A 12982-nucleotide genomic window follows, 5' to 3' on the forward strand; every position below is an offset into this window, starting at 1 on the left:
GAATGATGAATTAATTCTTCGCCTTCTTTTTTAATAGAATATTTTTATATTTAATAATATCGACAAATGACTTCATTTAATACTATAAACTAATCATTAAATGCTAAACGTATTTTTAATGAGCGTTAAGTTAATATAACAATATTAACAGATTTTTATTATCGAGGTATTTATGAAGAAATATAAAATAACGAATGAAAAAAAAGAATATAATGGTGTTACTTTATATAGAATTAGAAGAGTATATACGGATAGTCCAGGAGGATGGATAGAAAATGAAAGTAATTTAAGTAGAGAAGATAACTGTTTTATTTTTGATAATGTTATGGTATTTGGTAATGCTAAAGTCACTGGTAATGCAATTATCAGGAATAATGTGAAGATCCACGGTAATGCAATAATTAAGGGAAATAGTAAAGTAAAAGACAATGCAGAGATTTATGGTAATGTGTTAGTGGAAGATAATGTGACAATATCTGATAACGCTGTGATATATGATAATGCTGTTATTAAAGATAATGCTAAAGTATCAGGATTGGCTATTGTTCGTGGTGATGCAATAATTGAAAAAAACAGTTGGGTGACTGGTTATGCGACTATTGAGGGCAGTACGATTGTATCGGAAGATGAGTTTATTGATAGCCAACCTGGCTCTTGGGATGATATTGATAGCCTAAGAGCGTTTTATATTTATATTAATAAATATGATGAAATAGCGACTGCATATGTTAATGGTAGACATCAGGTGCCTATTACTATTTATATAGAAGCTTTAGATAAAAATGGTCGTATCATAAAAATACCCAAAGAAGATATTTATAGAAATGTACATATTGTAAATGAAAAAAACCTTCCTATTATTAACAATAATAATATTTCTTTATCTGATAAAGATAATGGGTTTGTATTTCCAAGCAGTAAAGAAGTAATAATGAACTCCCCAGATGCATCCACTTGTGTTATTTATCTTTCTGTTAATAAAGTGATAGACACCTTTAATGTATGCGCACAAACTCACATTAAAGGAAAAGAATATACTACAGCATTTAAAAATAATTACAGCGATTATTTAAACTTTATCACGCTGGATGTCGCACCCAAAAAAATATTTACAGAAGCAGATGTAGACATAAATCCGTTGGTAAATCCTAAAATAGAAAAAAATGTAGAAACATCAGGTGATGTCTTGACGAAATATTATCTAAGGTTTAACGGCAATAATAAAACGGTAACTAAGAGTGTAGAATGTGAAGAAAATAAATCTTTTCATTATTTTCAAAAAGGTAATTATCAGATAATTAGCACTTCGACTGATAATCATATTAAAGAAATTCCATTAGCGCCTTATTATTACACTAAGGAATTTCATTTTAAACCTGATACTTTAATTCCAGTCACATCAGAAAAAAATGAGAGTGGGTTATGTTTCTGGAGCTATAGTGTAGAATATGGGAAAGCATTTACATCCAGTAGGGAAGATAAAGAAATGAATTGTATTATATATGATCAATATGGTAATGATCTTAAAGTATCAATTAAAGCAGATGAAAATAATAAATTAAAGTTTTATTTTGGGGCATAACTATTAAATAAAGAGGTCACTGATTATAAGTGACCTGATAAATTATAAGTCGCGTTTACCACCCCTGAATAGCACCACCTTTAAAAATAGTCTCAGCGGCTGTTGCCACTTCGGGGGATTGATAAGCTTTAATAAAATCACGTACATTGTCAGCGTCTTTATTGTCTTCTCTTGCCACAATAATATTGGTGTAAGGAGAGTTTTTATCTTCAATAAAAATACTGTCTTTTGTCGGAGATAAGTTAATTTGTTGGATGTACGTGGTACTAATAATTGCAACGGTAACTTTAGGATCGTTTAAAACACGTGGTAATTGAGCACCTTCTAATTCCATAATGTTTAATTTAAGCGGATTATCAATGATATCGATAGCGGTAGGTAATAAACCACTATTGGGCTTTAATGTGATCAGTTTTTCTTTATCTAATAATAGTAAGGCACGACCTAAGTTAGTTGGATCATTAGGTACTGCAATGGTATCGCCGGATTTTAACTCCGAAGGATGTTTAATTTTAGTTGAATAGCCCGCCATAGGAAAAACAAAGGTATTACCGACATCCACTAAATTATAACCGCGAGATTGATTATCTTGGGCAAGAAAAGGGCGATGTTGAAAAACATTGGCATCAAGCTCTTTATTTGCAGTGGGATCATTAGGCAATAAAGAACCACTAAAACTTACCAATTCAACCTCTAAGCCATATTTTTCTTTTGCGACTTTTTTGGCGATTTCAGCCACATCTTGTTCTGCTCCATTAATGACACCAACTTTGATTGAATAGTTGTTTTTATCGCTATTATCACACCCTGTTAATAATGTTCCAGCTAATAATAGTGCGCCTAAAATCCTACCTGAAAAATGTAATAGCATATAATGTATTCCTATAAAAATTTATTTATTAATAAATAACTTAGGAACTGATGGGGAGTCAATGAAATTGCATATGACAAATTTTCACATGATATAATTTAATGATAAAAAAGACCTAAAAATAAGATATAAGAAAATAGATAGTGAATATATTTACAAGGTTTAGAATAAAAGGCACATATAAAAATCCGAGCAACTCAGGCTCGGATTTGAAAATAATGAATGTCGTGCAGTTACTGTATTACTGTGCTTTTTTAAATAAAAGATGACCCATCTTATCGGCTTTAGTATCAAGATAATGTGCATTACTTGGATTACGTCCGACAATCAAAGGTACTCTTTCAATAACATTAATTCCCGCCGCTTTCATGATTTCAATTTTCTTCGGATTATTGGTTAATAATCGAACTTCATGAATACCTAATAGGTTATACATATCAGCACAAAGGGTAAAATCGCGTTCATCAGCTTTAAACCCTAACTCGATGTTTGCTTCAACGGTATCTAAGCCTTTATCTTGTAACGCATAAGCGCGTATTTTATTTAGTAACCCAATATTTCGGCCTTCTTGACGATGATAAAGTAATACGCCACGACCTGTTTTGCTTATTTGTGAAAGTGCGGCTTCAAGTTGGAAACCACAATCACAACGTAAGCTAAATAAAGCATCACCCGTTAAACATTCTGAATGAATACGAGATAATACAGGCTCTGAGCCTGAAATATCGCCATAAACAAGGGCGACATGATCTTTACCTGTTGCGATTTCTTCAAAACCAACCATTAAAAACTCACCAAAAGGAGTAGGTAGTTTTGCTTCTGCGATACGTCTTAATTTCATTATTTTTGACTCATAATTTCAGGTGAAACTCTCGTTCAAGATTATACACTTTATAACGAGAACAAAGAGAAATAAAACACTGAAATGCTTCCATGTCTGATAGGCAAGGAAATGGGATAACACACACTTATAAATTCACACCCGTACAAATTATCAGATTTTGTGCCTTCTTGCATAATGATTTATTGCTAAACTTGCATCGTTTATACTGATAACCTTTAGCTGTAAGCAGAAGATAACATTTGTATTTAAGAAGGGACAATGTATTGAGCAAGCAAATAACAAAGTTGATTCTATTAGGTAGTATGTTGCTCTTAATCATACCAAGTGTAGTGTTGATATTGGGTTGGAAATGGCAACCTACCGATCACCCTTTAGGTGGCATAAGTACATTATGGATAGCAGATAGTGCTGCGAAACCTTGGGGAGCTGTGACGGTTATTGTTTTTTTGGCGTTACTCTTTATCGCCTTGAAATTAAAACGTAATCATTTTATTCAATTGGCAGTGATAATAATTGTTACATTATCTATTGGCCAATTAATTAAGGTTGCGGTTAAAAATACAGTAAAAGAACCTCGTCCTTATGTTGTTTGGGTGAGTGAAAATTTGCACATTAGCGCTGAGGATTTTTATCAAGTATCAAGACCTGAGCGAGCACAATTACTCCAAAATGGATTAGTTAACTCATCGGTGATCCCTGAATGGCAACTTCAATATTGGAAAGCTGAAACGGGTTATGCTTTCCCATCTGGTCATAGTTTATTTTCAGCCACCCTCGCATTATTTGTTTTTGTCCTTTTTATGTTGTGCCGTCATTATTTTTTAGCGTCACTCGGGTTATTATGGGGGATAGATGTCACGGTAGGGCGTATTGTATTAGGAATGCACTGGGCATCTGATGTGATTGTCGGTATTCTTATCAGCACAGTGCTGGTTTGGTGTGCATTTAAGGTGATTGAGCGACGTTTATTGCTCAAATCCTGACGATAGCCCTTATTTTTGAGATACAGAATGTCTTTTTCGGTATTTATGTGAAAAAATATACGAAAATCAGATGATTCTAAGAAATGACTTTCTTTATGCGCAGTGAAAATGCTACCTTTATCTGTCTACTAAAGAAAAGAGAATAAAAAAGGAAATAATGTGAAAAAAGTCCTACTTTTTATTTTGGTTATTCTTGTTCTTGCCATCGTGGTGATTGCCATGACTTTAGGCTCAAATAACGATCAGGTAGTCACATTTAATTACCTTATTGCTCAAGGTGAATATCGTATTTCTACCTTGTTAGCTACCCTATTTGGTGTGGGCTTTGTACTTGGTTGGATTGTAAGTGGTGTTTTTTATCTACGTGTGCGCTTATCACTAGGCCGAGCAAAGCGTAAAATTAAACGTCTTGAAAGCGCCCAAACAAAACAAGAAAGCCAAGAAAGTCGCCCAACGGTTGCTTCTGCTACGAAATAAGGACGATAGCTGATGCTAGAATTGCTGTTTCTGTTATTACCTGTCGCGGCGGCTTACGGCTGGTATATGGGGCGTCGTGGCGCTCAACAGGACAAACAGCAGAATGCCGATCGCCTGTCACGTGAGTATGTGGCAGGTGTTAACTTTTTACTCTCTGATCAACAAGATAAAGCAGTTGATCTTTTCCTTGAAATGCTTAAAGAAGATAGTTCTGCTTTTGAAGCACATCTTACTTTAGGTAATCTTTTCCGCTCTCGTGGCGAAGTCGAACGCGCTATTCGTATTCACCAATCGTTAATGGAAAGTGCTGCGCTTTCCTTTGATCAACGTCTACTTGCTGTTCAACAGTTAGGTCGTGACTATGTGGCGGCGGGTGTTTACGATCGTGCTGAAAATATGTTTCAGCAACTTATAGATGAACAAGAATTTCGCCAAAGTGCTCTACAATCCTTGTTGGCTATTTATCAGTTAACCAGTGATTGGGGAAAAGCTATAGAAACGGCTGAAAAACTGGTTAAATTAGGTCAGCATGAATTAAAAGAGCAAATTTCACATTTTTATTGTGAATTGGCACTTCAAGAAATGAGCAGTGATAATCTTGATAGTGCGCTTAATTTGTTGCAAAAAGCAGGGCAAATGGATCCTCTTTGTGCCCGGGTTTCAATTATGTATGGTCGTATCTATATTGCTCGTGATGATAAACAAAAAGCTATTGATGTTTTAATGAAAGTTATTGAGCAAGATAAAGAGATGGTCAGTGAAACCTTACCTATGCTTTTTGAATGTTTCCAAGCCCAAGGTGATACTTCTCGTTGGGAAACTTATTTACGTCAATGTGTAGATAGTAATTGTGGCGCAATTGCGGAGCTTTACCTTGCTGACATTATTGAAGCTAAAGAAGGTATTGAAGCGGCCCAGTTATACATTAATCGCCAATTAGAACGTCATCCAACCATGCGCCTATTCTATCGTTTAATGCGTTACCATTTAGCTGAAGCGGAAGAAGGACGAGCCAAAGAGAGTCTTATCTTATTGCGCTATATGGTGGGGGAACAAATTCGCACGAAACCAGATTATCGTTGCCATAAATGTGGTTTTACCTCTCATGCATTATATTGGCATTGTCCATCCTGTCGTTCATGGGATACCGTTAAACCTATTCGCGGTTTAGATGGTCAGTGACGATGTCACTTTTTTAATAGTCTCTCTATAAATAAAGGCCCTAAAATGTCATTTCATTGTGATAAAAAATCGCCCGAGCTTACCTGCGCGCCCGTAATTGTGGCACTAGACTATGAAGACCAAAAAAGTGCATTAGATTTTGCACAGCGTATTGATCCCTCATCTTGTCGTTTAAAAATTGGTAAAGAGATGTTTACTCGTTTTGGACCTCAATTTGTGACTCAATTACAAAAAGAAGGGTTTGATATTTTCTTAGATTTAAAATTTCATGATATTCCAAATACCGTTGCAAGAGCTGTCGCCGCCGCTGCTGATTTAGGTGTATGGATGGTCAATGTTCATGCAAGTGGTGGCAGTCGTATGATGCGTGCCGCCAAAGAGAGTCTTGTGACATTTGGTAAAGATGCACCACTTTTAACCGCAGTGACAGTACTTACCAGTATGGATCAATCTGATTTAATTGAATTGGGAATAACATTAACGCCTGCTGAGCAAGCAGAGCGTTTAGCGTTACTGACCAAATCTTGTGGTCTTGATGGTGTTGTCTGCTCTGCACATGAAGCAACACGTTTTAAACAAGTTTGTGGTGATGATTTCTTATTAGTGACTCCGGGTATTCGCCCAGCAGGAAGTGATGTTGGTGATCAGCGTCGTGTAATGACGCCAGAGCAAGCGATTAAAGCGGGCGTTGACTATATGGTGATTGGTAGACCGATCACACGTAGTGATAATCCTCTTGAAACATTGCGACAAATTAATCGTTCTATACAAGGTATGTAAATGGATAATAACTCTCGTTTGGTTTATTCCACAGATACAGGTCGCATAAAAGAAGAAGCGCAAAAGCCAGTACGACCTGCTGGTGATGGTATTGTGCGTATTCAGCGCCAAACTAGTGGACGTAAAGGCAAAGGGGTTTGTGTCGTTTCAGGTATTGATCTGGATGATGCAGAGTTAGCCAAACTAGCGGCTGAACTGAAGAAAAAATGTGGCTGTGGTGGTAGTGTCAAAGACGGTTTAATTGAGATCCAAGGTGATAAGCGTGATTTAATTAAATCGCTATTAGAAGCCAAAGGAATGAAAGTTAAACTTGCTGGTGGTTAATTTATAGTAAAACAGTGCGTCCATCAATAAGATTATAGGTGACATTGTCACCTATTTTTTTGCATTTCATTTTATTCTTTTTCATCAATTTTTAGATATTTTACTGGCACTGAAAGTGTTAGCCAAACACCATTATCTGCTTGATAAAATTCAAAACCTTCACTGAACATTTGTTCACTATCAATGGTTAAAACAACAACTTTTCCATGACGATTACCGACATTCACGGCTGTTTTATAATCTTGTGAAAGGTGAACATATTGACGACCGTTAGGGATCAAGCCTTGATTAAAAATACTTTCGATAAAGCGCGTTGCTGTGCCGTGAAAAAGTTTTTTAGGGGGAGTAATAGCTTGATAATTAATGGTGGTTTTAAGCGAGTGACCTTGAACTGCACGAATAAAAAATCCATCTTCTGAAATAGCAAAACGCTTTTTATCATTGGTATCTACAACGTCTTTAATTAATTCAAGAGTTAGCGGGGTGCCATTTTTCTGTGCTAATGAGATTAATTTTGATATTTCACCCCATCCTTGATCATCCAAGGTTAAACCGATACTTTCAGGGGCATGACGTAAGATATAACTTAAAAAACGACTAATTTGTACATTGTCTTTCATTGATGTAATCCATTTATTATTTATTAAATTTATGACACAAGAGAAAATAGCGATGTATCATAAAAACATTCCTTTTTTTAAGGTTCTTCTTTTATCACTAGTTTGACCAGAAATTAAAGATATAAAAAAGCTGATAGTTCTAAGAGAACTATCAGCTATATTGTATACCGATTAAAGTCCTATTAGATAGGACGAGCGACGATATTACGAGTTTCTAGTTTTACATCTTCAATGCGAACAGGAATGATATCATTGAGTTTATAAGCAGTTTCACCTTTTATAATGACGGTGCCTGTTTCTTGGCTACATTGGATTTCATCACGTACCGCATGGAAGAATGGTGCAGGAATAAAGGCAACTGCGCCATTTTCAACTAGACGGACACGAACACCACCACGCGTAATATCAATAATTTCTGCATTAAATGATGTTTCAGTGCCAGCAAACGGTTTTAAGAAACGTGCATATAACCAATCACCCACATCACGTTCAGCCATACGATTAGCACGACGACGTTCTGCAATACGAATACCATCTTCATCCTGTGGCTTTTCAGCGGGTTCTTTGCTGATAATCGCTTTGAGTAAACGGTGATTTAAAATATCACTGTATTTACGAATTGGTGAAGTCCATGTTGCATAAGCTTCTAATCCTAAACCAAAATGAGGGCCTGGCTCAGCTTTGATTTCTGCAAAGTTTTGGAAGCGGCGAATACGGCTATCAAGGAATTGATTGGGTTGATTATCAAGTTCACGACGTAATTGGCAGAAACCTTCAAGCGTTAATAAACGTTCAGATGTCGTTTCAATACCGTTATCTTTTAAGGTTTGTACAACTTGATCGATATAGAGAGGATCAAAGCCTGTATGAACATTGTAAACACCAAAACCTAAGTTTTTCGCCAAAACTTTTGCGGCACAGATATTGGCTGTGATCATTGCTTCTTCAACAATGCGGTTTGCGATACGGCGTTTTTCTGCAACGATATCTAAAACATTACCGCCTTCATCAAGAATAAAACGATAATCAGGACGTTCTTTAAAGACTAATGCATGTTTTTCACGCCATTCATGACGTTTTTCACACATCTCTTTTAATAACATCACTTGCTCATGAACCATTTCATTTTCAGGTTGCCATGGTGAGTTTTCACCTTCTAACCAATCTGAAATGTTGTCATAAACCAGTTTAGCTTTTGATTCTACCCAAGCAGAGTAGAAGTGAATGTCTTCAAGTAGAGCACCTTCTTCGGTGATATTGACTTGGCAAACTAATGCAGGGCGTTTTTCATTAGGACGTAATGAGCAGATGTTATCTGACAGTTCACGAGGCAACATCGGGATATTAAAGCCGGGTAGATAATTAGTGAGCGCGCGTTGCGCTGCAATTTTATCTAGTTCACTATTTGGCAGTATATAAGCGGTTGGATCAGCGATTGCGATAAATAGTGTTAATTGACCGTTCTCTTCTTTACGAATAAAGAGCGCGTCATCCATATCTTCTGTTGATGCACTATCAATAGTGACAAAGGAGAGTGAGGTCAGATCTTCGCGAGGTAAAGCGTCATGTAATGTTAGCGCTTCGTTACCCATTTCAGGCGCATCACGTTCAAGTTGATGACGCATTAAGGTCACCCACCAAGGCGCAAAATGATCATCTTTATCCGTGATATAGTCGGTTATCTCTGCCTGAAAACCTTTATCACCCTTATTAAGTGGGTGACGACGCATTACGGCAACAGCCCAATCTTGATCAACAAATTTATGTGTTAAGCCTTGAGCTGGGCGGCAAGGAATAGCGTCTTTTAAAAGCGGGTGGTCTGGAATGATCCACAGGCGGTTATCACCTTCTTTTTTCTGAATACGACCGACAAAACGCGTTAAGAAAGGTTCGACTAATTCCTCGGGTTCAACCGACTCTTTATCGCCATTTGTATGAACGGCAGCAATAACTCGGTCGCCGTGCATCACTTTTTTCATTTGCGGAGGGGGAATAAAATAGCTTTTCTGACCATCAACTTCAAGGAAGCCAAAGCCTTTATCTGTTCCCTTTACAAGGCCTTCCACGCGCGGTGTCTGGGCATGGAGTTGCTGTTTTAGCTGTGCAAGCAGCGGATTGTCTTGAAACATATTTTTCCGGAAAGTCGGCAGTTTTAATAATAAAAGTGGGCAATAGTTTTATTCGATTGTGTGTAGTGACGCAAGTAATATTGCATCAGAAAAACAGACAAATCGGCAAAAAATTATTCAGGATCTGTTTTTTCTTTAAACTCACAAAGATCTTCAATAATACAAGAGCCACACCGTGGTTTTCGTGCAATACAGGTATAACGACCATGAAGAATAAGCCAATGGTGACAATCAACTTTAAATTCTGCCGGAACAACCTTTAACAGTTTTTGTTCAACTTCATTGACATTTTTACCTGGGGCGAAACCTGTGCGATTACTCACTCTAAAGATATGGGTATCGACAGCGATTGTCGGCCAGCCAAATGCCGTGTTTAAAACGACATTTGCTGTTTTGCGACCGACGCCGGGTAAGGCTTCTAGGGCTTCTCTGTTTTCAGGAACTTCACTGTTATGTTTATCGACTAAGATTTGACATGTCTTAATCACATTTTCAGCTTTAGTATTATATAGGCCAATGGTTTTAATATATTTCTTAAGACCATCAACGCCTAAAGTCAGTATCGCTTGTGGCGTATTGGCAACAGGATAAAGTTTAGCTGTTGCCTTATTAACACTCACATCGGTAGCTTGTGCAGAGAGTAATACGGAGATCAATAGTTCAAACGGAGAGTCAAATTTTAGCTCTGTCGTTGGATGCGGATTGTTATCACGCAACCGAGTTAGAATTTCAATACGTTTTGCTTGATTCATTATGCTCACAAATTAATTTTTAACGATATGACTACCACAGCCTTGTTCTTTTTCGTAAGTTTTCGTTGGCGAAGCGCTGCGCTTTTTCTGTCTTTCATCAATTAGGTATTTTGCTGCTAACATAAAGCCTAAGCCAATGAAAGCACCCGGTGGCAAAATAGCAAGTAAGAAGGGAGAGTCTAAATGTACGATCTCAATTCTCAATACTTGTGCCCATTCACCTAATAGTAAATCAGCGCCATCGAATAATGTACCGTTACCTAATATTTCACGTATAGCACCTAAAACAAAGAGTGCGGCCGTTGCACCTAATCCCATTGCTAGACCATCAATAGCAGAAGGAAAAACTTCATTTTTAGCTGCAAAAGCTTCAGCACGACCAATAACAATACAGTTAGTTACGATCAATGGAATGAAGATCCCCAAAGATTGATATAAGCCATAGGCATATGCATTGATCAGTAATTGCACAGCGCTGACGACAGACGCAATTATCATAACATAAATTGGGATACGAATTTCAGAGGGAACCCAACGACGTAAGCTAGAAACGGCCACATTTGTGCAAAATAGAACTAATGTTGTCGCAATACCCAAGCCTAAAGCGTTTGTTGCTGTTGAGGAAACAGCAAGTAAAGGGCACAACCCAAGTAATTGCACTAAAGCCGAGTTATTTTTCCATAATCCTTGAGAAAAGAGCTCTTTAATTGAGTTCATATTAATTTGCCTCACAGACAGAGAGTGTATCAAGTTTCTCTGGTAAAGATTGTATTAACCATGCAGTACGCTTTGATGAGTTAACGACAGCACGAGGGGTGATCGTCGCACCAGTAAATTGATCAAAATCTCCGCCATCTTTTTTTACTGCCCAGTGCGGATCGTTTTCACTGGAAATGAATTTATTACTCAGTGTTGTGATCCAATCCGAAATCCGTGTTTCAATTTTATCCCCCAATCCTGGCGTTTCATTATGAGCCGTCACACGCACTCCAAGGACATTTCCTTTAAAATCAGCTCCCACAAGAAGCTCAATTGCTCCTGAATATCCATCTGGCGCAGTCGATTCTAATGCAGCTGCAACAGGTTTACCGTCTAAACGAGCAACATAAAGTTTATGAGGTTTGGTATTACCTAATTCAGGCGCGGTAAGAAGATAACAATCTTTGGAAAGCGAGTTGTTATATATCGTTTGGGGGATCACTTGATCTAATAATTTTTGTTTCTCTAAGGCAACTTGTTCTGCAATGGTATTTTCAGTGAGGTGATAGACCACAGCGGTTAAACCCGTAGTACAAGCTGCAAAGATAGCTAATGTGAGCCCATGGCGCTTTAAGATTTCGATCATTATTTTCTCCTTGGTATTAATGTCCGTAAACACGAGGACGTGTATAGCTATCAATAAGAGGTACAGCAATATTGGCTAGTAATACAGAGAAAGCAACGGCATCTGGGTATCCGCCATAAACACGTATAATCCAAACTAATAAACCAATCATCCCAGCATAAATTAAACGACCTTTAGGTGTTGTTGAGGCGCTAACGGGATCAGTGGCAATAAAAAATGCGCCTAACATTGTGGCTCCAGAGAAAAGTTGTAATAGCGGTTGTGAGTAGCGAGTAGGATCGATACCCCAGCTAATAACCGAACATAGCGCTAATACAGAAATCATCGCAACAGGGATATGCCAGCTAATAATGCGTTTATAAAGTAGAATTAATCCACCAACTAAATAAGCCACATTTACCCATTGCCAGCCAATACCGGCAAATTCACCTTGTAAGATAGGTGTCGCTAAAACTTCATCAATAGAATGAGTGAGTAAGCCCGTTTTAAAACTATCAAGTGGGGTTGCTTGTGTAATGCCATCGACAGAGCGTCTTAAATCTTCCAGTGTTAAGCCAGATGGTGTCTGTCCAGTAAAGAAGATGCTTAAACTATCCATTACATTGTAAGAGACAGTTTGTAATTCAACAGGGGGCATCCAAGATGTCATTTGTACTGGGAATGAGATCAGTAAAACCACATAACCTACCATTGCTGGGTTAAATGGATTTTGTCCTAAGCCACCATAAATATGTTTTGCGATAACAATCGCAACAAAAGTGCCTAACACAATGATCCACCAAGGCGCTAAAGGCGGAATACTAATGGCGAGTAATACACCTGTCAGTAGCGCTGAATTGTCTTTCAGATAAAGTAAGGGATCTTCTTTTTTGAGTTTTACACAGAGTGTTTCAGTGACAAGCGCCACAATAATAGCTAACACAATTTGGTAAATAGTTCCTAAGCCAAAGAAATAGATCTGGCTTAAGATCCCCGGCAGTGCCGCTAATGTTACCCATAGCATAACCTGGCTGGTGGATTGTTGATTATGCGTAAAAGGGGAGCTCGCAATTTTTAATTTACTACTGTTTGTTTGTATCGGTCTGAATTTCAT

Annotated in this window: 14 protein-coding genes; 6 read left to right on the plus strand and 8 right to left on the minus strand. The window is 37.5% G+C overall.

Annotated elements, in window-relative coordinates; genetic code table 11:
* Window positions 1-172: 172 nt before the first annotated feature.
* Window positions 173-1582, plus strand: coding sequence for an LbetaH domain-containing protein (locus DK858_RS10610; protein ID WP_109397363.1), 1410 nt, complete (start codon window positions 173-175; stop codon window positions 1580-1582).
* A gap of 55 nt (window positions 1583-1637) precedes the next feature.
* Here DK858_RS10610 and DK858_RS10615 read toward each other — a convergent pair whose 3' ends face one another.
* A complete protein-coding gene (locus DK858_RS10615; RefSeq protein WP_109397364.1) occupies window positions 1638-2453 on the minus strand; it encodes a MetQ/NlpA family lipoprotein in 816 nt (271 codons plus the stop codon).
* A gap of 241 nt (window positions 2454-2694) precedes the next feature.
* Entirely contained in the window at window positions 2695-3294 is a 600-nt protein-coding gene (ribA, locus tag DK858_RS10620) for a GTP cyclohydrolase II (RefSeq protein WP_109397365.1), read from the minus strand.
* 266 nt (window positions 3295-3560) lie between these two features.
* Here ribA and pgpB point away from each other — a divergent pair, with 266 nt between their 5' ends.
* The 5 genes from pgpB to yciH all read left to right on the plus strand — a co-directional run bounded on the left by pgpB (window position 3561) and on the right by yciH (window position 7043).
* Window positions 3561-4280, plus strand: a complete 720-nt coding sequence (gene pgpB / locus DK858_RS10625; protein ID WP_109397366.1) for a phosphatidylglycerophosphatase B — start codon at window positions 3561-3563, stop codon at window positions 4278-4280.
* 219 nt (window positions 4281-4499) lie between these two features.
* Window positions 4500-4757 (plus strand): LapA family protein, encoded by a 258-nt coding sequence (locus DK858_RS10630; RefSeq protein ID WP_268842906.1) that lies wholly within the window; start codon window positions 4500-4502, stop codon window positions 4755-4757.
* Window positions 4758-4769: 12 nt separating this feature from the next.
* Window positions 4770-5939, plus strand: a complete 1170-nt coding sequence (lapB, locus tag DK858_RS10635) for a lipopolysaccharide assembly protein LapB (protein ID WP_109397368.1) — start codon at window positions 4770-4772, stop codon at window positions 5937-5939.
* Between the two features lie 45 nt (window positions 5940-5984).
* A complete protein-coding gene (gene pyrF / locus DK858_RS10640) occupies window positions 5985-6719 on the plus strand; it encodes an orotidine-5'-phosphate decarboxylase (protein WP_109397369.1) in 735 nt (244 codons plus the stop codon).
* Window positions 6720-7043 carry a stress response translation initiation inhibitor YciH gene (gene yciH / locus DK858_RS10645; RefSeq protein ID WP_109397370.1) on the plus strand — a complete coding sequence of 108 codons (324 nt, stop codon included), beginning with the start codon at window positions 6720-6722 and terminating at the stop codon, window positions 7041-7043.
* A 71-nt stretch (window positions 7044-7114) separates the two neighbouring features.
* On the opposite strand, the gene DK858_RS10650 is transcribed toward yciH, so the two are convergent.
* From DK858_RS10650 to rsxD, 6 genes are all read right to left on the minus strand, one after another.
* Window positions 7115-7663: an RNA 2'-phosphotransferase gene (locus tag DK858_RS10650; protein ID WP_109397371.1), complete on the minus strand. Its 549-nt coding sequence runs from the start codon at window positions 7661-7663 to the stop codon at window positions 7115-7117.
* A 182-nt stretch (window positions 7664-7845) separates the two neighbouring features.
* Window positions 7846-9792, minus strand: coding sequence for an exoribonuclease II (locus DK858_RS10655; RefSeq protein WP_109397372.1), 1947 nt, complete (start codon window positions 9790-9792; stop codon window positions 7846-7848).
* Window positions 9793-9905: 113 nt separating this feature from the next.
* On the minus strand, window positions 9906-10544 hold the full coding sequence (gene nth / locus DK858_RS10660; protein ID WP_109397373.1) for an endonuclease III: 639 nt from the start codon (window positions 10542-10544) through the stop codon (window positions 9906-9908).
* A gap of 12 nt (window positions 10545-10556) precedes the next feature.
* Window positions 10557-11261: an electron transport complex subunit E gene (locus DK858_RS10665; protein ID WP_109397374.1), complete on the minus strand. Its 705-nt coding sequence runs from the start codon at window positions 11259-11261 to the stop codon at window positions 10557-10559.
* Window position 11262: 1 nt separating this feature from the next.
* The gene (gene rsxG, locus DK858_RS10670) at window positions 11263-11889 is read right to left on the minus strand and encodes an electron transport complex subunit RsxG (RefSeq protein ID WP_109397375.1); all 627 of its coding nucleotides are present in this window, start codon (window positions 11887-11889) and stop codon (window positions 11263-11265) included.
* Window positions 11890-11905: 16 nt separating this feature from the next.
* Window positions 11906-12982 carry an electron transport complex subunit RsxD gene (gene rsxD / locus DK858_RS10675; RefSeq protein ID WP_109397376.1) on the minus strand — a complete coding sequence of 359 codons (1077 nt, stop codon included), beginning with the start codon at window positions 12980-12982 and terminating at the stop codon, window positions 11906-11908.

It is taken from the genome of Proteus faecis (genome assembly GCF_003144395.1).
Taxonomy (GTDB): domain Bacteria; phylum Pseudomonadota; class Gammaproteobacteria; order Enterobacterales; family Enterobacteriaceae; genus Proteus; species Proteus faecis.

Excerpts from the sequence above, each read along its gene's own strand:
- DK858_RS10610 (WP_109397363.1), top strand. The coding sequence starts at position 173 with ATGAAGAAATATAAAATAACGAATGAAAAAAAAGAATATAATGGTGTT.
- DK858_RS10615 (WP_109397364.1), bottom strand. The coding sequence starts at position 2,453 with ATGCTATTACATTTTTCAGGTAGGATTTTAGGCGCACTATTATTAGCT.
- ribA (WP_109397365.1), bottom strand. The coding sequence starts at position 3,294 with ATGAAATTAAGACGTATCGCAGAAGCAAAACTACCTACTCCTTTTGGT.
- DK858_RS10630 (WP_268842906.1), top strand. The coding sequence starts at position 4,500 with ATGACTTTAGGCTCAAATAACGATCAGGTAGTCACATTTAATTACCTT.
- lapB (WP_109397368.1), top strand. The coding sequence starts at position 4,770 with ATGCTAGAATTGCTGTTTCTGTTATTACCTGTCGCGGCGGCTTACGGC.
- pyrF (WP_109397369.1), top strand. The coding sequence starts at position 5,985 with ATGTCATTTCATTGTGATAAAAAATCGCCCGAGCTTACCTGCGCGCCC.
- yciH (WP_109397370.1), top strand. The coding sequence starts at position 6,720 with ATGGATAATAACTCTCGTTTGGTTTATTCCACAGATACAGGTCGCATA.
- DK858_RS10650 (WP_109397371.1), bottom strand. The coding sequence starts at position 7,663 with ATGAAAGACAATGTACAAATTAGTCGTTTTTTAAGTTATATCTTACGT.
- DK858_RS10655 (WP_109397372.1), bottom strand. The coding sequence starts at position 9,792 with ATGTTTCAAGACAATCCGCTGCTTGCACAGCTAAAACAGCAACTCCAT.
- nth (WP_109397373.1), bottom strand. The coding sequence starts at position 10,544 with ATGAATCAAGCAAAACGTATTGAAATTCTAACTCGGTTGCGTGATAAC.
- DK858_RS10665 (WP_109397374.1), bottom strand. The coding sequence starts at position 11,261 with ATGAACTCAATTAAAGAGCTCTTTTCTCAAGGATTATGGAAAAATAAC.
- rsxG (WP_109397375.1), bottom strand. The coding sequence starts at position 11,889 with ATGATCGAAATCTTAAAGCGCCATGGGCTCACATTAGCTATCTTTGCA.
- rsxD (WP_109397376.1), bottom strand. The coding sequence starts at position 12,982 with ATGAAATTCAGACCGATACAAACAAACAGTAGTAAATTAAAAATTGCG.